Below are 22713 nucleotides of genomic sequence, written 5' to 3'. Positions count from 1 at the left end.
GCATCGAAGGTGAAGCAACGCCCGTCCTTCGACAGCATCGAGACCTTGGACGTGTCGATGAACATCTTCGGGCCGACGAGAATGCAGGCCCCGCCCGCCAGTGCCATGTCGCACGTGCCGGCAATCAGGCTCTCGCAGGCCTCCGCAATCGCCACCAGAGAGCTGGAGCAGGCCGTGTCGATGGACAAGCTCGGACCGCGCAGGTCCAGCATGTAGGACATGCGCGCGGCAAGGATCGAGCCGGAACTGCCGAGCAGGCTGTACGCGTTGCGCTCCTCGATCAGGTCTTCGTAACCGCTCGGGCCGGAGGAGACATAGATGCCGCAATTGCGACCGCCCAGCGCATGCGGATCGATGGCCGCATCCTCGATCGCGTGCCAGGCGACCTGCAGGAACAGCCGCTGCTGCGGGTCCATCAGCTCCGCTTCGCGCGGGGTGATACCGAAGAAGCGGGCGTCGAACTGGTCGACACCGTCCAGCGCACCCATCCACTTGCAGTAGGACGAGCCGGGATGCGCCGGGTCGGGGTGATAGAAACGCGCAACATCCCAGCGGGAGACCGGCACCTCCTCGATGCAGTCGCGTCCCTCGCGGATGTTGCGCCAGAAGGCTTCAAGATCGGCGGCCTTGGGGAAGATGCCGGACGCGCCGATGATCGCGACGGCAGGCGCCTCGTCGGACTTCGGAGCGGGTGTAATGGCGACGGCGGCGGCTGGCGCAACGGCCACGGTCGCAGGCGTCACGGCGGGCGCGACGGCTTGAGTTGCAACCTTGACCGGGACGAGCCCGGCGACATGGGCCGCGAGCGCTCCGACGGTCGGATGCGCATAGACCACGGTTGCCGGCAACTCGATCCCGAACAGCGCATTGAGCTTGCGGATCCAGGTGACCGCCAGGATCGAGTCGAGCCCCAGCTCAAGGAAGCCGGCATCGTCGCGGATGTCGCCCACATCGATCATCAGGTCCTCGGCGAGCGAGGCGACAAGCCGCTCGCGGATCTCTGCATGATGCGTCGCGGGGCCATTCGCCACGGGCGACCCTGCCTCGACAACAAGCGCTGCCGGTTCCGGCATTGCCCGAGCCGGCGCCTTCGGAACCGCCGAGGACGGGACGAGCCTTGCGACGTGATCGGCCAGCCCGCCGACCGTCGGATGCGCGTAGACCGCGGTCGCCGGCAGCTCGATCCCGAACAGCGCGTTCAGCTTGCGGATCCAGGTGACCGCGAGGATCGAGTCGAGACCCAGTTCCAGGAAGCCTGCATCGTCGCGGACGTCGCCCACGTCGATCATCAGGTCCTCGGCGAGCGAGGCGACAAGCCGCTCGCGGACATTCGGCCGTGGGTCCGCACGCCCGGCAGACGCTTGCGCCGGCTGCTGAACCGGGGCGGGCGATGCGCCGCCGAATTTCTCCGCAATGCGGGCGCGAACGCGGTCGTTGCCGATGAAGGTCGTCTCGTGCATGGCGAATTCGCGCCGCAGCACCTCGTCGAGATGCCGGGCGACGGTGGCCGCGCCGTCCGCCTTGGCGGCGGTGAGGTCTGCCTTCGGCTGGTGGGCCAGCGCATGCGCCCGCACCAGCGCCTCGTCCAGAACGCGCGCGGCCGGCAGCACATCGAGATGCTGCGCCCGGCGGGCCAGCTCGCGGCCGCGATATTCGCGCGCGCTGAAGAGCACTTCCCGGCCGAGGTCGTCGCCGAGCCGGTGCGGGAAGATCAGCGTCGCGCCTGCGCCCGGCGTGAAGCCGTACCAGAGATAGTTGCTGTGATAGAGGCCTTCGGTCGCGAAGATCGCTGCATCGCAATAGAGGCCGAGCGACCAACCCGCGCCGATGCCGTGCCCCTGCATGGCGGCAATCACCGGCAACGGACAGGCGAGCGGCAGGCTGTAGATCCGCCGGTCGGTGAAGCGTGCCTCGCCGGCCTGCAGCTCGGTCAGTCCTTCGGACGTCCCGCCGCAGGCGAAGTAGCCGTCGTGACCGGTCAGGACGACGACCTTGGCCTCGGGCATCGTCGCGATGGAGGCAAAGGCCTCCTCGATCCCGTCCATGAAGGCGGCGGTGAAGGTGTTGCGTCCTTCCCGCTCCAGCATGCGCAGCAGCACGACGCCATCGGGGTAGGCCTCCAGCTCCATCACCGAGGTCGCGAGCGGCACCCGGCGCGGCTGGGTCGCAACCGGACTTGCGGTGCCCGCATCCCGCATGAGCTGTCGCAGGCGGTCGAGGCCCGGCGATCCCGAGAGCTCCGCGCCGACGAGCTGGGGCATGGCCTTGCGCATATGCGCCTTCAGCAGCACCAGCGCCTCGCGCGGTGCGCCGGCGATGGAGGCGGCAAGCTCCGTCGCGGCGGCCTCGACGCGATCCGCGGCCACCGTCTCCATCCCCGTCTCGATCCGGCGCGCGGCAAGCTGCCAGGGCAGCCCCTCCGGCAGAACCGGCAAGGACGAGATGGCCGCGCCCTCGGCACGGACGACGAAATCCGCCAGCAGCGCGGCTGCCGTGCCGTCTCCTGCGACCGGCGCTTCGAGGACAGAGACCACCGGCAACGGGCAGTCGAGCAGCGCGGTGGTGATCGTGTTGCCGGCTGCTGCGCTTGCAGATCCCCATGCCTCGCCGCCCCGGACGACGACCACGCGAAGCGCCTGGTCCTCTCCCGCCTCGCGCAAGGCGCGCTCAAGCTCGCGCCGTGTCGCCTCGCTCCAGCGGCCCGTCAACTCCAGCCGGCGCACGCCGTCCTGATCGCCGGCAAGGCGTACGCCGCCGGTCTCCGGCGGATGCGGCGCCACGGCAGGACCGGCAATCGAGTCCAGTGGCGCAAGCCTGACGGACGGCATCCGTCCGCTCACCGTCTCATAGGGGCCAGCAAGCGCGGCCGGCTCGGCAAGACGTCGCGGCATCGCCAGCTCAGCAGAAGCAACAGGCGCGGACCGCTGCTCAATGCGAGGCGTGTCTGCCGCCACGGCGCGAGGGACCGGCTGGCGGCCGGCGTCCTTCGGTGTCTCCGCGACCCAGTAGGACTTTCCCGCAAGCGGCGAGGCCGGCAGCGGCACCCGGCGGCGGCCGGTGCCGAACAGCCCGGTCCCGTCGATTTCCGCGCCCCGGGCCCAGGCACCGGCAAGCTGCTGCAGCCCCTCGCGCCACGCTTGAGGATCTGCCCCTTGCGAGACAGCGAAGGCGCCGACGATCCGGCGGCAGTCGGCCACAAGCGCCGCATTGCCGCTCTCGTCCGAAGGCGATGCCGATGCGCGGTGGACGCCCTCCACATCCTCGCCACACAGCCATGCGCGGAGCCTTGCGGCAAGATCGCGGGTCTCGCCGGCAACGATGGCCAGCCGCTCGACCATGGGACGACGGCCGACCAGCAGCGTGTGGGCGATGTCGGCAGCCTCGATGCCGTCCGCCGTCTCCAGATGGGCGGCCATGCGCTCGGCGAGCTGGCGCAGCAGCGCCTCGTTGCGCGCGGAAAAGACGAAGAGGAACAACGGCAGGCCGCTCGCCGCCTGCGGTTGGACGGGCGCTTCCTGCAGGACCGCATGCGCATTCGTGCCGCCGAAGCCGAAGGAGCTGACCGCAACCCGGCGGGGCGTCCCGTCTTTTGCGGGGAACGTGAACGGCTCGCCGTTCACCCGGAACGGGCTTTGCGAGAAATCGATGGAAGGGTTGCCGCCGCCGAAATGCAGCACCGGCGGCACCATGGCGTGCTTCAGGCTCCAGACCGCCTTGATGAGGCCCGCAATGCCGGCGGCCGTCGTGGCGTGACCGATGTTCGACTTGACCGAGCCGAGCAGCTTCTCGCCCACCTGCCCGCCCCCGTGCACACGGGCAAGGGCCGCGTGCTCGACGGGATCACCGAGCGGCGTTCCGGTGCCGTGGGCCTCGACGACGGTGATGCTGGCCGGATCGATGCCGAAGCGCCGGTACACCTCACGCATCAGGCGCTCCTGCGACAACGCGCTCGGGGCGGTGATGCCGTTGGTGGTGCCGTCCTGATTGGTGCCGCTGCCCAGAATGACGCCGTGCACCGTGTCACCATCGGCCAGCGCCTTCGACAAGGGCTTCAGCAGTACCGCGGCCACTGCCTCTCCCGGCACGATGCCGTCCGCGCCCGCCCCGAACGGCGCGCAGTGCCCGCTCGGCGACAGCATGTTGGCCTGGTTGGCATAGAGGAAGAAGCGCGGCGAGCTCTGGACGAAGACGCCGCCGGCCAGCGCCATGTCGCACTCGCCTTCGCGCAGGCTGCGGCAGGCCATATGGACGGCGACCAGCGAGCTGGAACAGGCGGTATCGACCGCAATCGCCGGCCCCTTGAGGTCCAGCCAATAGGAGAGCCGCGAGGGGATCAGCGACGTCGTGTTGCCCCAGAACGCCTGGCCCGGCGGCTGCTCGCGGAACAGCTCCTGATAGTCGCCATGGGCGCAGCCGACGAAGACGCCGCAGCGCGAGCCGACGATATCGGAGCCCGCATGGCCGGCATGCTCCAGCGTCTTCCAGGCCTCCTCCAGGAACAGCCGCTGCTGCGGGTCCATCCAGGTCGCCTCGAGGCCGGAAATGCCGAAAAACACCGCATCGAAGCGGTCGACATCCTCGATGAAGCTGCCATGCCGGCCATAGCTGCCCTCCGGCACGCCCCGGTAATGCGGCGCAAGGTCGAAGCGGGTCACCGGGCCGACGAGGTCGTCGCCCGCCATCAGGTGCTGCCAGAACTCCTCGACGGTCTGCGACCCGGCAAAGCGTCCGCTGACACCGATGATGGCAATGGGCTCGGCAGGGCTTTCCGTCGAGCGTGCCAGAACAGGGGCCGGAGCAGGTGCCCGAGCGGCGAGCGGCGTGGCGGGCACGGCATCCGTGCTGTTCAGCGCGGCCACCGCGTCGGCATGCTCGCGGAGCAGGAAGGCCTCCAGCTGGCCAACGCTGGCGAAATCGAACAGGCGCGTCTGGTCGAACGGGATGCCAAGCGCCTTGCGCAGGCGATGGGCGAACTCCGCGCCGAGGATCGAGTCGAGACCGTAATCCGCGAAGCTGCGCGTCACGTCGATGCTCTCGGGCGCGACATTCAGCGTCGTCGCGACAAGCCCGCGCAACAGGCCGCGCAGATCGTGACGCACCTCACCGGCCGTCGCCTGCGGGCGAGATGCGGGCACCGGCTGGGCAGCCGGCTTGTCGGCAAGCGCTGCGGTCTGTGCAGCCGCACCTGTGGCCCGCGCGGCAAACAGCTGCTGCCCCAGTCGCCGTTCGGCCTCCCCCGAACCGGCGATCCAGTCGAAGCCGGCTTCCCGCAGGGCCGCGGCCCAGCTTTCGGGCGCCAGCGACGGCGTACCGGGGATACGGCGCTCGCCATCGGTGAAGCGCCACCAGCCCTCCAGCAGGCCGAAGGTGACGTGGGTGAACAGCGTCGCCCGGCTCGTTTCGTTGACCAGCAGCACGCCCTCCGGCGCCATGGTTTCGCGCACGGTCTTGAGGGTGCGGACGATATCGGCCGTCGCATGCAGGACATTGGCGGCGATGACGAGATCGTAGCGGCCAGGCTCGACGCCCTGCCCGGCAAGCGGCTTCTCGATATCCAGCAGCGCGGTCCTCAGGCCTGGCACCCGGCCCGCATAGCTGCGCTCGGCATGGATCAGGAAGGCACGCGACACGTCGGTATAGCAATACTCAGTGATGCGGCCGGCGAGCGGCGCGAGCGCCGCGAAGACCGGCTCGCTGGTCCCGCCTGTCCCCGCGCCGATTTCCAGGATGCGCAAGGGACGGTCCGTCCGGCTTGCGCCAACGTGTTTCGCGGCGGCCTGTGCAAGCGCCTCGCTGAACCGCGCCGCAACCGCATTCTCCTTGTAGACCGCTTCGACCAGCTCCAGCGAGCCTTGCGGGAACAGCACGTCCGTCGCCTTGCGTGCTCCCGTCAGAATGTCCGGCAGCGCCGCCAGCGAGGCTTCGGCAAGCCGCATCTGCGGTGCGAGGCCGTCTTCTTCGCGGCTGGCGTGCCAGCGGGTCCAGGCGTCGTCCTCGGAAAGGGCTTCTCTGCCGTTCCGCGCCAGCAGGTCGCGCGCGGCGCGATACCAGCGGCGAAGACCCTGCGTGACGGCCTCCTCGGGCACCTGGGCAAGCTGCGCCGCCAGCACCGACGCGACAAGCCGGTCGAGCCGATCCTGCTCGGCCACCAGCTGCTCATCGCCCTGCGCTGCGGTGATCGCCCGCTCCAGCTCTGCGCCCACCGGCGCTTCGGTCTGCGGCAGCCAGTATCGGTCTCGCGCGAAAGCATAGGTCGGCAGCGAGACAATGTCCGGGCGGGTGCTGCGCGGCAGCCGCGCCCAGTCGATGTCGATGCCCTCGGCCCACAGGGCCAGTAGCTTGTCGAGCCGGCCTTCCTGCCAGGCGCGTTCCGCGAGTTCCTGCAGCACGCCATCGCCGCGCAGGGTCGCGAGCAGGCCGTCGACGCCCTTCGCCTCTCCTGTATGGATGCCGGCGCCCGCCTCGCCCGACAGCCAGTCGCCCAGCCGCGCGGCTAGGTCGTCGATGCTTGCCGCCTCGATACCGAGGCGATGGGCAAAGGCCTCGCGCCCGACCTGCAGCGTGTAGGCGACCGCATCCAGCGGCAGGGCTGCATTCCCCTCTGCCGAAAGCCCTTGCGCAGCCACGATCTCAGCCAGCGTCTCGATATTGGCGAACCGGTCGAGCAGGGGCAGCCGAGCCGCGGGCAAGCGCTCTTCCAGCCGGTTCCGCAGCGCCAGCAGTTCCGGCCCCTCCAGCCCCAGAGCGTCGAAGCTCTCGCCCGGATCGATATCCGCCACCTCGACGCCGAGCACGGCGGCAAGGTCTTCCGCGATGCCGGCCGCAACGGCCTGCGGCGAGACAGGAGTGTCCGTCGCAATGCCGGACCGAAGCGCCGCCAACAGGTTCTCCGCCTGCGCGCGCAGCTGCTCCGGCGTGCGGGCCGACAGGACGATGGCTTGCGGCGCAGGCGCGGGCGCGGCGCTTGCAGGGCCCTCCCGCCACTCTTCGACGATCACATGCGCATTGGCGCCGCCCGCTCCGAAGGAGGAAATGCCGGCAATGCGCGACCCGTCCGTGCGCCACTCCGCCGCCTGTCGCTGGAGCGCGAAGGGCGTTGCGGCAAGGTCGAGATTGGGATTGACCGTCTCCGCATGCAGGGTCGGCGCCAACATGCCGTGGCGCATCTGCAGGATCACCTTGGTCAGGCCCGCGATGCCAGCTGCCGCCTCGAGATGCCCGATGGCGGATTTCACCGATCCAAGCGCACAGAAGCCCGTCTCGGCCGTATCCGGCGCAAAAGCCTGGGTCAGGCCGTCGACCTCGATGGGATCGCCAAGCACCGTGCCGGTGCCATGCGCCTCGATATAGCTCACATCGCGCGCCGACAGTCCCGCCTGCTCGAGCGCGGCGCGCACCACGTCGCGCTGTGCCGCCGGGCTCGGCACGGTGTAGCCGTTGGCGCGTCCGCCGTGATTGATCGCGCTGCCCCGGATCACCGCATGGATACGGTCGCCGTCGGCTAGCGCGCGGGAGAGCGGCTTGAGCAGCACACAGCCGACACCCTCGCCGGGCACGAAGCCGTCGGCTGCTGCGCCGAAGCTGTGGCAGCGCCCGCTCGGGCTCAGCATGTGCGAAGCACAGAGCTCGACGTAGTTCGAGGGGTGCAGGTAGAGATTGACGCCGCCGGCCAGAGCCATGGCGCAATGACCGGCCCTCAGCCGCTCGCAAGCTTCATGGATCGCCGTCAGCGAGGAAGAGCACATGGTATCGACCGGCAGGCTCGGGCCGGCAAGGTCGAGCGCGTGCGAAACCCGGTTGGCAACGCTGGCGAAGGAAGTCGACGGACGCACCACCGCCCCGCCCTCCCCCCGGAACGGGCCGTGCAGCGCGTAGCCGGTCTTGGTCACGCCGGCGAAGACGCCGACATCGGCACCCTCCCGACCGCCGGCCACAGCCTTCAGCCGCGCGCGGGTGTAGCCGGCATCCTCGCAGGCCTCCCAGGCGCTCATCAGGAACAGGCGTTCCTGCGGATCCATCGCTGCCGCATCCCTCGGCGAGATGCGGAAGAACAGCGGATCGAAACCGGCAAAGTCCTGAAGGAACGCCCCCCAGCGCGAATAGCTGCGCTGCGAGGCGACCGCCTCGTCGGCATCCGGCTCGAAGAAGCCCTCAAGGCCCCAGCGCTCGGCCGGGATCTCGCCCACCATGTCGCGGCCGGACCGGAGGTTCTCCCAGAAGGCATCCAGCGTGTCGGCGCCCGGATACCGGCCGGAAAGGCCGATCACGGCAATCGGCTCGGCGCGTTCCATCGGTCCACGGCGCAATGAAGCGGCGCTAAGTTGTGCCGGCGCAACGAGGGCCGGTGCGGACACCGTGACATCGCTGGTGCCCGTCCAGCGGCGGCAGGCCTCGGGCTGGCGCTCGGCGAGCCAGCCGGCAATCGCGGCGAGCGTGCGATACTGGAAGAACAGGGTTTTCGGCAGCGCCTCGAAGATCCCGGCCAGCTCGCTGTTGAGCCTGGTGATCATCAGAGAGTCGATGCCGTAGTCCTCCAGCGGAGCCTGCGGGTCGATGCGCCCCGCCGGATGGCCGCTGATCGTCGCGAAGAGCTCACCCAGCCGCACCGCCGTGCGGGATAGCAGCTCCGAGGAAACGGCATTGCCGCCTGTCTTCGCCTGAGGCTCAACCGGCAGAACTTCGGAAGCGTCCTGTCGCGAGAAGAACCGACGAGCGCGCGCCGCGTCGCCAGCAATGACAGCGGCCTGCGCATGGCCGGCACCGAGAATGGCGTGCATCGCGGCAAGTCCCGCGTCGGTTTCCAGCGGTCGCTGGCCCATGCGCTCGAACAGCGCCGCCTGGACCTGCTCGCCGGCCTCCATCCCACCGCCCAGCCAGAGCGGCCAGCCGATGGAGGCGATCCGGCCGCCCGAGTGCTCTGCCAGCGCGTCCAGGAAGCCGTTTGCGGCAGCGTAGTCGGCCTGTCCGGCATTGCCGAAGGCGCCGGCAAGCGAGGAAAACAGCACGAAGGCGTCGAGATCCAGCCCGCTGCACGCCTCGCGCAGGGCCAGCGCACCCGTCACCTTGGGGGCGAGAACCTCGGCAAGGTCCGTCTCCCGCTTCCAGGCGAGATGCGCGTCGCGGAGCGTCCCGGCGCAATGCACCACCGCATTCAGCGTGCCGTGCACCTCGATCACATGGGCAACGAGACCTGCGACAGCCTCGGCATCGCCCATGTCCACCTGCCGGTAGCCGGCAACCGCGCCGAGCGCCCGGAGCTCGTCGAGGAACGCCTCGCGGCTGCCGTCGAGCGGCCGGGAGCCGGTCAGAACCAGCACCGCCCCCTTTGCCGTTTGCGCGATATCGCGCGCGACCAGCCGGCCGAGCCGCCCCATGCCGCCGGTGACCAGCACGACACCGCGCGGCCGCCACTGGAAGCCCGCACCGCCTGCCGGCACCTCGCGCCAGGTGCGCTCGAGGCGTTGGCCGTTCGAATAACGGATCCGCGTGCCCGCCCCGGTCCCTGCCTCACTCGCCAGCAGCCGGGCAGCATGATCGGGCGCCAGCCCTTCAGGCAGTTCGATCACCTGCCCGAGGATGCGCGGATCCTCGATGCCAGCGGTGTCGAGCATTGCGCCAAGCCCCGCAAGCAAGGCGCCCTCGCGCGCCGGCGACAGTGCCAGCTGCACCAGGACCTTGCCCTCGCCGGGCTGTTTTACGAGGTCGCGCAGCACGCCCAGCAAATGCGCCGCCGCGCGGCCATACCGCGCCGTAACCGCGCCTCGTCCGAGCGCAAGCGAGACGAGTTCGCAGCCCGGCCTTGCTTCGACGGGAACGTCGCAAGCAACGACGATGCGCCGGCCCGCAAAGCCTACGGCCGGGGCTTTCTGCTCTCGCCATTCCGGCACAAAGACAAGCGTCTCGCTGCTTGGGGTCTCGTCCGCAGGCGAGATCCCGGGGATCCAGTGGCATGTGGCGGCAAAACGGCGCGGCGGCAAAGGCCGGCGCTGGGGCGGGTGCTCGCCCGCGTAGTCCTCAAGCACCACGTGGGCATTGGTTCCGCCGAAGCCGAAGCTGCTGACGCCGGCACGGCGCGGCAAAGGAGCGCCGGTCGCATCGACAGGCCGGGGCCACGCCTCGCGGCTCCGCACCAGACGGAGCGGACTGCCGGCAAGGTCGACATGCGGATTGATCTCGTCGCAGTGAAGCGTAGGCGGCAGCTCGCCCCCTTGCATCGCCATAAGCACCTTGACGACACCGGCAAGCCCCGCAGCAGCTTCCAGATGGCCGATGGACGACTTGACCGTGCCGAGCCCGATATGCGGCTCCGCAACGCTCTCGCGCCCGCTCAGGTTAGCGAAGGCCCGCTTGAGGCCGTTGACCTCGACCGGGTCGCCGAGATGGGTACCGGTTCCGTGCGCCTCGATATAGCCGATGGTCGCGGGATCGATGCCCGCCATCGCCTCCTCGACAAGCGCCGCCTGCGCCTTCGCATTGGGGGCGGTCAGGGCACCGGCGCGGCCGCCATGGTTCTGTGCGCCGCCGATGATCGTGCCGAGAATGCGGTCGCCGTCACGCTCTGCGTCACGCAGCCGCTTGAGCACCAGCACCGCGACACCCTCACCGCGGGCATAGCCGTCCGCTCCGGCGCCGAAGCTCTTGCAGCGCCCGTCCGGCGACAACATGCCCGCATTGTGCGGTCCCTCGAAGCCTTCCGCGGCGAGGCAGAGATTGACGCCGCCGACGAGTGCGGTCTCGCAACGCCCGTCCTTTAGCGCTTGGGCAGCACGCAGCAGGGCGACGAGCGAGCTGGAACAGGCCGTGTCGATGGCCTCGCTCGGGCCGGAGAGGTCGAAGGCATGCGACACCCGGTTGGCGACCATCGCCAGCGAGTTTCCGGTCGCGACATGCCCGTCCGCGGCGACCCCGTGGGCGGCAAGAAGCGCCGCATAGTCGAGGCTGGTCACGCCAACGAAGACGCCGGTCGCCTTCGGCAGATCGGACGGCTCCACACCGGCGTTTTCGACCGCATGCCAGGCGGTTTCCAGCAACAACCGCTGCTGCGGGTCCATCCGCTCGGCCTCGGCCGGCGAGATGCGGAACGCGGCCGCATCAAAGCAGTCGATGTCGGAGAGGAACCCGCCGCGCCGGGGGAAGGATGCGGCCGCAACGCGGGCACGATAGGCCTCGCCATACCGCTCGAGCGGCAGGTCCCGCGTCAGGTCGCGCCCGGCCAACAGGTTGTCGAAGAAAGTCTCGATGTCCGGGCTGCCGGGGAAGCGGCCGGCCATGCCGACAATCGCGATACGGCCATCGCCGCGCGTCTGCGCCGCTCCGGCGACTGGCTGCGAGATGGTCGGAACCGCGGCTACTGCCAAGGGCGCGGCGCGGTGCGGGGCTGCTACGGGCACGCTCTCGGCCGGCGGCGCGATGTCGTGGCGTCGCACCAGATGCTCGGCCAGCGCCTCGACATGCTCGCATTCGAAGAAGATCGCCGGCGAGAGCTCGATCCCGAAGGCGAACCCGATTTCGCCCGCATAGCGTGTCAGCGAAATGGAATCGAAGCCGAGATCATGGAAGGGATCGCGGGGGCCGAGATCGTCCGGATTGAATTTCAGGATCGCGGCGGCGATCCGGCGAAGCTCCTGTGCCGCCCAGTCCGCCGTCGGGCTGGTGTCCAGTGCGACGGTCCTTGCCGGCTCGGGGGCCGGAATGGATGCCGCGGCGACGAAGCGAGCCACAGGCACCGTGGCGATACCCTCGCAGCGCGCGATAATGCGCCCACGCCTGTCCAGGAACGAGAGGTCGAACGCGCCGGAGCTGCCTGGTTTGCAGAGCACCGCGGCAACGTCGCCGCTTGAAACCTCAGTGCGACTGATGCCCGCCAGCGCCAGCGGTTCGCCGCCCGAAACCAGCAGTTCCAGCGCCTGCCAGCCTGCCCCGAGCGCGGTCGATGGAAGCGCCAGGTTCTTGCGGAACCAGTCCTGCTGCGGACCATCCTCGCGCAGCTCGCAGAGAAGGCCGCCACCGGCAAGACGGAAGGCGCGCGCGATCCCTTCCAGATAGGGACCGAAGCCGAGGCCATTACGGGCAAGGTCGCCATAGATCCGCGCGTGGTCCAGAACCTCGGGGCTGGCAGCCTTCAGGGCGTCGAGATCGACCTGCCCATCGCGTGCCGTACCCGTTGCAACCCGCGCCTGGAGCCAGGGCGTTTCGACCGCCTCTCTATCGCGGGCGACGACGCGGGCAAGGAACCCGTCGCCCGCCGGCTCCAGCGTCAGGGTAAGGGTCTTGACCGCCGGCCATTCGGGCAGGCCGAGCACCTGCAGATCCTCGACGGCCACCGGTCCGGACAGCCCGGCGATCCGGGCGAGGGCCGCGACCGTCTCGACCGCGACCATCGGCAGGACCGTCTGTTTCCGGCCGCGCGTTTGCACATAGTCCAGCAACTCGCCGAGATGGATATCGGTCTCGTAGCGCAGGCCCGACAGCGTGGAGACGTTGCGCCCGATGAACGGATGCAGCTTCAGCCGCGAGCCCAGCGGATTGACCACCGAAGGCGCGTCCGGCTGTTCGGGGTACCAGCAGCGGACCTTCTCGAACGGATAGGTCGGCAGCGGCACGCGGCGCGGCTCGCGGTCCCGCCAGAGCGCAAACCAGTCGATGGCCGCACCATGCGTCCAGGCATCGGCAAGTTGCCCCAGGTCACGCGCAGCGACGGCTGCCGCCAGCCGTTCCGCGTCCTCCGGCGGATCGACATCGAGGATCGAGCGGACATGATGCCAGCGCCCGTCCGCGTCGGGCGCCTCGGTGAAATCGGCAAGGCGCCGGCGGGCGTCGGCCGGATCGCTCGCCGCCAAGGCCAGTCGGCACGGCAGCTCGGTCCGCCCGACCTGCAGCGTGAAGGCAATGTCGGAGAGATCCGCATCCGGGTGCCGTTCCATCCAATCCAGATGCCGGCGGACCAGCGCCACGAGGCGGTCCCGGTTCATCGCCGAGAACACCAGAAGCTCGGGGCCCGCCGCCCTCGCCTGCCTCGGCTGCGGCCGATACTCCTCGATCAGGATGTGCGAGTTCATGCCGCCCGCGCCGATGGAGGTCACGCCGGCGCGGCGTGACTGCTCCCGGCCGTCGGCTCCGAGCGGACGTTGCCAGGGAGCAAGCTCCCGCTGGACGCGGAAGGGCGAGGTCGCGAACGGAATGTCCGGGTTCAGCGTCTCGGCATGCAGCGAGGGCGCCAGCATGCCCTTGCCCAGCTGGGCCACCACCTTCGCGATGCCGGCAAGGCCGGAGGCACCGAGCAGATGGCCGACATTGCTCTTCACCGTGCCGATGGGACAGGCGCCGACCGCGTCGGTGTGCTTGCGGAAGGCCTGCGTCAGTGCCTTCACCTCGATGGGATCACCCAGCGCCGTGCCCGATCCGTGCCCCTCGATATAACTCACCGTATCGGCGGTGATGCCGGCATCGTCCAGTGCCCGTTCGATGGCGACCGCCTGCTGGTGCGGATTGGGCACCGTGAAGCCGTTGCGCACGCCGGCATTGCTGATGCCGGTGCCGATGATGACGCCGTGGATATGGTCGCCGTCGCGCTCGGCATCGCAGAGCCGTTTCAGGACGAGAGCGCCGACGCCCTCGCCGAGGATGGTTCCCTCGGCGCCGACGCCGTAGCCGCGGATCACGTCCGCCGACTTGGTGGTGAAATGCTCCTGCGAGGTGGCGATGAGCTTTTGCGGATGCAGGAGCAAGCTGACGCCACCGGCCAGCGCCATCTCGCAGCGGCCCGAGCGGAGCATGTGCACCGCCTCGTGCACGCAGGTCGAGGCGGCCGAGCACATGGTGTCGAGGAAATAGGACGGGCCGGTAAAGCCGTAATAGTAGGACACCATGTTGGGCACGGTGCCGGTATAGCTGCCGCTGGCGGGCGAGCCGCGCATCAGCATGTTCTGGAAGCCGTAGAGGTCGTACTCGTTGGTCATCGACCCGACGATGACCGCAACGTCGCCGCCATGGCGCCGTTGCAGGGTCTCGCGCGAATAGCCGGCATTCTCGAACGCCTCGACGCTCGCCTGCAGGAACAGGCGCACCTCGGGCGACATCAGCTCCGCCTCGGTCTGGGAAATGCGGAAATAGCGCGGATCGAACCGGTCGATATCGTCGAGGAAGCAGCCCGTGCGGACCACGGTCTTGCCGAGAACATCGCGCTCGGGATGCAGCAGGGCCGCATGGTCCCAGCGCTCCTGCGGATAAGGCCGGAAGCCGTGGATGCCGCCGGCCAGCATCTCCCAGAACTCGTCCTGCGTCGCCGCGCCGGAGACATGCAGCGACAGGCCGACGATGGCGATGGCATGGGCATCGGTCCCGACATCCGGCTGCGACACGCTCGGGCCGGGGTCCGCGCGCGCAGGGATCGCTTCGGCGGGAGCCTCGACAGGAGTGGCCGGCGGGGAAGCCGCCTCGCCCAGCCCCTCTTCGGCAAGAGCGGCGGCCAGCGCATCCCGGTGGTTCTCGACCAGATGGCCGGCGACGCCTTCCAGGTCGACATATTCGAAGAACAGCGTCTTCGACAGCGAGCCCAGCCGCTCTTCCAGGCGGTTCGTCGTCTCGACGATGGAGATCGAGTCGAGGCCGTATTCCTCTAGCTTGCGGTTGAGGCGGATGCGTGAAGGGTCAAGTTCCAGCACATCGGCCAGAATATCGCGCACGAAGAGCGCGCCCTGTCGGGCAAGCGCGGCATCGTCGCCCGCGGCCTGCGGGGCGTCCGAGGGGGCCGGTGCGTCCTGCTTTTCCACCACGCCCTCGCGCGCGGAAAGAAATGCGCCGATGCGCGCTGTGTCGCCGTAGAGCACAGTGGCGCAAGGCTCCTGCCCGGCGACAAGCAGCCACTCCAGAGCGGCAAGGCCCGCATCGCTCGGCAGCGGCACGGTGCCGAAGCGTCGCTCCATCGCCTCCAGCGTCGGCATGTCGACGCTCATGCCGCCCTCGGCCCAGAGCGGCCAGGCAACGGCAAGCGTCCGCCCCTGCCGCTCACCCCGCGCGACCATCGCGGCGCGCTCGGCGGCGAAACCGTCAAGGAAGCCGTTGGCGCCGGCATAGGCCGCCTGCCCGGCATTGCCGAACCGGGCCGCGACCGAGGAAAACAGCACCAGGAAATCGAGCGGCGCGGCGCGTGTCGCCCGGTCGAGATTGAGCGTGCCGGCGAGCTTCGGCGCAAAGACGGGCGCGAAATCCCGCCCCGCCTGCGTCAGGATATAGCCGTCGTCGAGCAGGCCTGCCGCATGGATGACGCCCTTGAGAGGGCCGATCTCGCGGGCGATCCGCTGCGCCAGCTCCTCGACCGCCGCCGCATCTCCCATGTCGCACGCGGCATAGGTGACAGCCGCGCCGGCCGCGCGCAGCGCCTCGAACCGGCTGTCGTCCTGCGCGCTGCGACCACTAAGCACGATCTTGCGCGCGCCCCGTGCTGCCAGCCAGCCGGCCAGGATCAACCCGAGGCCGCCAGCCCCGCCGGTGATCCAGTAGGCGCCGTCCGGATCAAGCTTCATCTCTCCCCGCCCGGCAGGAAGATCGACCGGATCGATGCGCAAAGCCTCGCGCGAGCCGTCGGCGCGGTACCGCAGCTCGGTGAAGGTATCGGCAGCCTCGACCTCCTGCCGCAGGAGACCAGCAAGCCGTCCCGCGTCCACTGGCCCCTCAATCCGAACCAGTGCGCCGGAGATCTTCGGGTTTTCGGTTGCGGCCGTGCGCAGGAGCGCGGCCAGCGGGGCCGTGACCGATTGGGGCAGGCTCTCCGGTGCCAGCACGAGGAAATGCCGCGGGCGACGCGGCTTGTCGCGCATCGCCCCGACGATCCGCGCATGCAGGGCATCGAAGAGACCGGCCGCCGCCGCAGCCGGATCGCCTGCCGGAACACCGGTCAGCACGCACACGCTCTGCCCGCTCGCCTCCGACAGGTTTCTGATGAAGTTATTGGAAAGGTTCGCCTCCTCGAAGCCTGCCAGCAGCACCGAGACATCCCGCTCGCCAACCTGCCCTGTACCGGCCGGCGCGGGCCGCCAGCGGCTTTCGGCCAGCACAAGAGGCAGGTCGTCGGCGGTCTCGCCCCCAGCCGCCTCAACCGCCGTCTCGTCAAAGGCGACGATCCGCAGGGCCAGATCCTCGAAGGACACACGTAGCCTGCCGTCCCGGTCCAGCATGTGAATGTCAAGATGGCGCACGGCGGCGGTCGCACTTGGCGTTCCCCGCTCGGTGACCAGCGCCCACATCATCGGTTCGCAGGGCCCGTGCACCACCACCCGGCGGCAGGCGAAGGGCACCGCCGCGCCCGTCGGGCCGGTCTCGTCCAACGCGATCCAGGCCTGGATCGCGGCATCCAGCATCACCGGATGCAGCGGCAGGGCGGCGAGCGTCGGGTGAAGCCGTCGCGGCAGCTTCAGCTGCGCCAGAACACGGCCGCTCCCTCGGGTGACCCGCGCCATCGCCCGGAAGCCCGGGCCATGGTCGACGCCGCTTGCCCGCAGGCGCTCATAGCAAAGAGCGACCGGCACATCCTCGCGCAGCTCGCCCTGAAGCTGCGACAGCACAGGCGCCGACGGGGCAGCCTCCAGCGACGGTGAAATCGTGCCGCGAACGTTGTGCCCCTCGCCTCCGGCGGCGCGGATCGTAAAGCCGATGCGGCGATCCGCCTGCCGCGTCAGATGCGTCTCGACCGCGACCGGCGTCTCGCGCGCTGCAATCGGCCGCGACCAGACCACATCCTCCAGCGCGAAGGTGCTGCCGAGGTCCGCTCCGGCGAGATCGGCAGCGGCGCGGGCCATCTCCAGCGCCGCAACGCCGGGCAGGATCTGCGTACCGCGCACCTTGTGATCGGCCCAGAAGAGTTCCGGCCCGCGCAAGGAGCTTTCGAAGACCGGACCGGCGAAGCCCGAGATGTTCCGGTGGATCATCGGATGCGGTGCCGGCCGGTCGTCCTTCACGCCGAGCGACTCGTCCATCCAGTGCCGTTCGCGCGCGAAAGGATAGAGCGGCGCGCGCACCCGCCTGCCCTTCGGCAGGCCGGCGGCCAGCCAGTCGACATCCTCTCCCGACACAAAGCGCAAGGCGAGATCATGCAGCGGCTCGCCGGTTACCCCTGCCGACGCGTCGACCACGGCAGGATGATCGGTCCCGCCGAGACGGGCGTGAAGGGCCTGCGCCAGCTCCTGCCGGTCGCGGACGAGGAAGGCGACACGGACCTCGAGCGGCGCCCGCCCGATCCGCAGCGTATGGGCAAGATCGGCAAGAGCGGGCGCATCCGCCGCCTCGACGGTCGCCAGCAGCTCGCCAAGCAGCGCCTGCAAGCGCTCCTCATCCGCCGCCGACAGCGGCAACAGGTGCACCTCTCCCTCGCCGTCCTCCCGCGCAGTCTCCATCTCGGGGGCTTCCTCGATCAGGACATGCGCGTTGCTGCCGCCGAAACCGAAGGAGCTGACGCAGGCGCGCCGGGGTGCGTCCTCGGTGCGCGGCCAGGGGCTTGCCTCCTTCTGTATGCGGAACGGCGTGCCGGCAAGGTCGACCAGCCGGTTCTGCGCCGTGAAGCCGACATTGCCGGGCAGCTCCTCGCGGGCCAGCGCGATCAGCACCTTGACGATGCCGGCGACGCCTGCCGCTCCTTCCAGATGGCCGATATTGGTTTTGACGGAGCCGATGCCGCAGCTCGCCTCGCGCGGGGCGGTGCCCGCCTCGGCGTGCAGGTCGGCGAAGGCCTCCTTCAGGCCGGAAATCTCGATCGGGTCGCCCAGCGGCGTGCCCGGCCCGTGCGCCTCGACATAGGACACAGTGTCCGGCGCAACGCCCGCCTCGCGGTGAACGGCCTTGATCAGCGCCGCCTGCGCGCGCGGATTGGTGACGGTGAGCGAATTCGTCCGCCCGCCATGGTTGATGCCGATGCCGCGAATGACCGCATGGACCGGATCACCGTCTGCCAGCGCCTGCTCGAGCGGCTTGAGCAGCAGCACGGCACCGCCCTCGCCCCGGACATAGCCGTCGGCCGCATCGTCGAAGGCGTTGCTACGCCCCGTCTTCGACAGCATGCCGGCCTTCGAAAAGGCGACGAAATGGTTCGGCGACCAGATCAGATTGACGCCGCCGGCCAGCGCCATGTCACATTCGCCGCCTTGCAGCGCCCGTACCGCCTCGTAGACGGAGGTCATCGACGCGGCGCAGGCCGTGTCATTGGTGATGCTGGGTCCCTGCAGGTCGAGGAAATGCGAGACCCGGTTGGCGATGATCGAAAAGGCGATCCCGGTCGGCAGATAGGCGTCGACATGCGGCAGGTGCTTTTCCAGCAGCTCCGCATAGTCCCAATGGCAGACGCCCATGTAGACGCCTGTCCGGCTGCCGGCGAGGTCGGAAGCGCGGTAGCCGGCATCTTCGATCGCATGCCAGGCCATCTCCAGCGCAAAGCGCTGTTGCGGGTCCATCCAGGCAGCTTCGCGCGGCGAGATGCCGAAGAACGACGCGTCGAAGCAGTCGGCATCCTCGACGAACCCGCCCCAGATGCTGCTGGTCCTGTTGCCCCGCGCCGGGTCGCCCAGCAGTTCCTCAGCATTCCAGCGGTTGGCCGGCACCTGCGAGATCAGCGAGCGGCCGGCAGCCAGATGCGCGCCGAATTTCGCCAGCCGGTCCGCGCCCGGAAGCCGGAGCCCGACGCCGATGATCGCGACCGGTTCCTTTCCCCCCTCCCGGCTCATCGGGTACGGCCTCCCCCGCCGATCATCACCGAGAGCCGCCGGCCGAGCACGTCGGCCGCTCCCTCCAGCAGCCGCGCCGCGATGACGTCGGCATGGCGGGCGCGCCAGGACGCAAGCTCGCTGCCCTCGACCCGCTGGTTGAACGCGCCGAGCGCCGGGCCGCAATGCACCTGGAAGTCGACCTTGTGATCGAGATCGCCTGCAAGCGCCCAGGTGGTCGTGTCCTTGAAGTAGCGACGGAAGACGAGGCCCATGCGATGCCGGGGCGAGCGCTCCGCGCGCTCGATCTCGGATGCCGGATAGCTCATCGCCACATCGCGGAACACCTCGTCGAAGCTGCGACGGAAATAGCGTTCCTCGATCTGCTGGCGCAGCTTCGCTTCGATCTCCTCGAGGCTCTCGTGCTGACGGTAGAGCGAGACCAGCTTTTCGGCACGGGCGGGGAAGAACAGCCCCTTCTTCAGCACCTGCACCTTGGCGCCCAGCTCGAACATCTCGCCCGACGGCGCATAGGCCGTGTCGTGGACGTTGATGCCTTCCAGCAGGTCCTTGACCGCATCGCTGGTCCCGGCCTCGACGGTGCACTGGTTGACGGAGCCGGTGACGATGAAGTCGGCCCCCAGCATGAAGACGGCCGCTGCCGCCTCCGGCGTGCCGATGCCGCCGCCCGACCCGACGAAGATCGGGCCGAACTTCGCAAAGCACGCCTGCGCCTCGTCCCGCACCTTCAGCACGGCCGGGATCAGGGCGAAAGGCATGCCCTGGTCGGTATGCCCGCCCGAGTCCGCCTCGACGCAGATGGCATCGGCCATCGGTACCTGGCGCAGCAGGTTGGCCTCGTCAGCGGTGATCGCGCCGCTTGCGAGCAGCTTGCTCAGCAGCCGCTCGGGCGCGGGCGCCAGGAACTGCGAGGCAACATCGGGCCGGGACACCTTGGCGATGATGCGGTTGCGCGCGGCGATCCGGCCACCGCCCTGGTCCTCAAGCCCGGCGGCGCGGTAGCGCACCAGAGCCGGCGTCACCTCCATGAAGGCGGAGGCCTCGATGATGCCGACGCCGTGCCGGATCAGGAGATCGGTGAGCTCATCCTCCAGATGCGGCCTGTTCACATGGGCGATGAAATTGATGCCGTAGGGCGCGCCCTCGGGAAGCACGTCGCGCAGGCGAAGGATCGCGCGCTCTACCTCGGCCATCGGCAGGCCGCCCGCCCCGAAGAAGCCGAGCAGGCCGGCGCGGGCCATGCGCTCCACCAGAGCGACCGAGGCGATGCCCTGATACATCGCGCCGGCGACATAGGGATATTCGAGCCCGAACGCCTCGCAAAAGGCACGCGAGCCGAGATTTTCCGGACTGAACCGGAAAGACGCATGGCCGTTGAGCCTGGGAGACGGCGTTTCATCCGACGCCTTTCGGGCGGTCTCGAGCTCCGGCTCGACGATCCTCGCGGCCGCAGCCGCGTCCGCCTCCTCGCGCGCCAGCAGGCTCGCGTCGAGCGGCCCCGCCTCGAGTTCCGTGCGCTTCACCATCGGCTTGACCACGGCGCTGCCGGCCGGCCCCAGTTCGGTGACATCGGCGAAGGTGACGCCCTTGGCCAGCAGGTAGCGGATGCTCTCGGCCCAGCGCACCGGCGCGGTGATCTGCTCGATCATCCGCTCGCGCAGAGTTCCAGCCTCATGTGGCCGTGCGGTCACGTTGGAGATGACGGGGATCTCGGGCGCCTTGAAGGTCAGGCTTGCCAGATGCTCGGCGAACGCTGTGCGCGCGGCCTCCATGTAGGGCGTGTGAAAGGCCCCGCTCACCGGCAGGACAACATAATGGCTGGCACCCGCCTCGCGGAACAGCGGCTCGGCGGCGACCACTGCCTCGCGACGGCCGGACACGACGATCTGCCGGGGCGTGTTGTAGTTGGCGGCGAAGACGTCCCTCAGGCCATTGCGGTCGATCACCGCCGCAATGCCGTCGGCATCGAGACCGATCACAGCGGCCATGCCGCCGCCGCTTGCCCCGCCCATCAGCGCCCCGCGTCGCGCTACCATCGACAGGCCGCTGGCGAAATCGACAGCTCCCGCGGCGAACAGGGCGACATATTCCGAAACGCTGTGCCCGAGGACGAAATCCGGCCGTTCGCCGGCCTCGCGGACATGACGGAGATAGGTCAGCGCGTTGACCACATAGAGCGCGGGCTGGGTGAACTGCGTGCGGGTGAGCCGATCCATCGGCCCTTCCAGACACAGCTGCGCGATGGAGTATCCCAGAACGGCGTCCGCCTCGGCAACGAGCTGCGGAAAGGCCTCGAACAGCCCCTCGCCCATGCCGACGCGCTGCGCGCCTTGCCCTGGAAACATGAAGGCCTTCATTGCTCCTCCAGCCCGGCCTGATCCTTCACCCACTCGATCTGGCCGAGGTCCATCTTGATGACCCTATCGGCAACGCCCCAGTATCGCTCATCGTGTGTTGCCGCGATGACAAGTTTTCCTGCCGCTTTGAGTTTCGGGATAAACGTCTGGTAAAAATATTCGCGAAAATGAACATCCTGTTCCGCCGACCATTCGTCGAAAACGTAGACAGGCCGGTCCTCCAGAACCGCCGCGATCAGGGCCAGACGCTTGCGCTGCCCGGTCGACAGGTGAAGCTGGGAAAAACGGCCGTCCGTGAAACGGACCTTGCCGGCAAGGCCCATCTCGTCGATCAGCGCATTGACCCGGTCCGGGTCCACGCGTTCGAGCCCGTAGAGCCGGTCGAACAGGTGGAAGTCGACGAAGATCGCCGAGAACAGCTCGCGGTAACCGCCGGCCGCCGCGCCCTCGACCGCATGGCCATCGAAATCGATGCGCCCGCTCGACAAGGGATAGAGGCCGCACATCATGCGCAGCGCCGTAGACTTGCCGCTGCCATTTCCGCCGACGAGGAATACCACCTCGCCCCGTGACAGGGTGAGCGACAGCGGGCCGACGTGATAGCCGACGCCCTGCTCCGCCGGATAGCTGAAGCCGATCTCGCGCAAGTCGATGGTCTGGAAACCGCGAAAGGCATGGGCATGCTGGCGCGCCTCATGCGTCGTGATCCCCTTCGAAGCATCGAGCTCGCGTTCCACGGCGAGGATCGACTGCAGGCCGAACTCGGCACGCATGAACATCGGCGACTGCGCAACCGTCTTCGTCAGCGTGCCGAGGCAGACCAGCAGTACCGGCACCAGCTGGAAGACGATGACAGTGTGCCCGGACACAAGCGCGGGAAAGCCGAAGGCAACGACACCGAGCAGCGCGAAGGTGACCAGACTGCCGAGCAGGATCAGCGATACCCAGTGGTCGATGGTGCGTACCAGCATCAATTCGAGCACGTTGGAGCGCTTGCGATAGGCCTTGGAGACGGCCTCGCTACGACGGGCGTTCAGCCGCAGTTCCTTGCTGCCGTGGATGATGTCGGCGATCGCATCGAGCATCTGCGCCTGCAGCTTTTCGACGAGCCCGAGAATCCGGCCGAACCGGTTGTTGATCGCCTTGTAGCCGTAGACGCCGCCGACCACCGCCAGCAGGAAGCACAGGAAGGCGAGCGGCGACAGATAGAGCAGATAGAGCAGCGCCACGGCGAGCAGCACCATCTGCTGGATCGCGTCCATGATCAGCGGGAAGGTCACCGACAGATGGTTGGTTTCCTTAGCGATCAGTCCGTAGAGACGGCCCCGGCCGATCCGGTCCACGGTCAGCAGTTCCGACTGGCGCAGCTTCTCCGCCAGTTCCAGCCGCAACTCGTTGAGCCGGTCCTCGATCAGCGTGGTCGCCCGCACCAGGGCGAACTGGTTGGCCAGATAGTAGATCAGGAACGCGGCGCCGAAGGCAGCCCAGGCGATCAGCCCTGGATGCTCGGCCCGCGCCACCCGCTCCGCGACCGTGGTGATCACCACCACCAGCGCCGCATTGGCGACGCCCGCCAGCAGGCTGAGGGCAAACATCAGCTGCAGCTTGCGGCGGCCGGATGCGCGGATGAAGGCGATCAGCTCCAT

3 protein-coding genes (1 of these 3 running past the window's edge) are annotated in these 22713 nt (G+C 69.0%); all 3 read right to left on the bottom strand.

Annotated elements, in window-relative coordinates:
* Tightly spaced (each overlapping or abutting the next), the 3 genes in view from H7H34_RS06430 to H7H34_RS06420 form a layout consistent with a single transcriptional unit that may run on beyond the window.
* On the bottom strand, nucleotides 1-18710 hold the 5' portion of the coding sequence (locus tag H7H34_RS06430; protein ID WP_185924633.1) for an SDR family NAD(P)-dependent oxidoreductase. Its footprint begins 2002 nt before the window's first position; 18710 of the gene's 20712 nt are visible here — the first part of the coding sequence; the start codon lies at nucleotides 18708-18710; the stop codon falls past the left edge of the window.
* Nucleotides 18707-21067: an ACP S-malonyltransferase gene (gene fabD / locus H7H34_RS06425; protein WP_185924632.1), complete on the bottom strand. Its 2361-nt coding sequence runs from the start codon at nucleotides 21065-21067 to the stop codon at nucleotides 18707-18709. Before fabD ends, H7H34_RS06430 begins: the two co-directional genes overlap by 4 nt.
* Complete coding sequence (locus tag H7H34_RS06420) at nucleotides 21064-22713, bottom strand: cyclic peptide export ABC transporter (RefSeq protein WP_185924631.1); 1650 nt, start codon at nucleotides 22711-22713, stop codon at nucleotides 21064-21066. Before H7H34_RS06420 ends, fabD begins: the two co-directional genes overlap by 4 nt.

Origin of the sequence: Stappia sp. 28M-7, from assembly GCF_014252955.1 — a bacterium.
Taxonomy (GTDB): domain Bacteria; phylum Pseudomonadota; class Alphaproteobacteria; order Rhizobiales; family Stappiaceae; genus Stappia.
This window is presented reverse-complemented; position numbering and strand designations above follow the sequence as displayed.

Coding starts and splice junctions, on each gene's coding strand:
- fabD (WP_185924632.1), bottom strand. CDS start 21,067: ATGAAGGCCTTCATGTTTCCAGGGCAAGGCGCGCAGCGCGTCGGCATG.
- H7H34_RS06420 (WP_185924631.1), bottom strand. CDS start 22,713: ATGGAGCTGATCGCCTTCATCCGCGCATCCGGCCGCCGCAAGCTGCAG.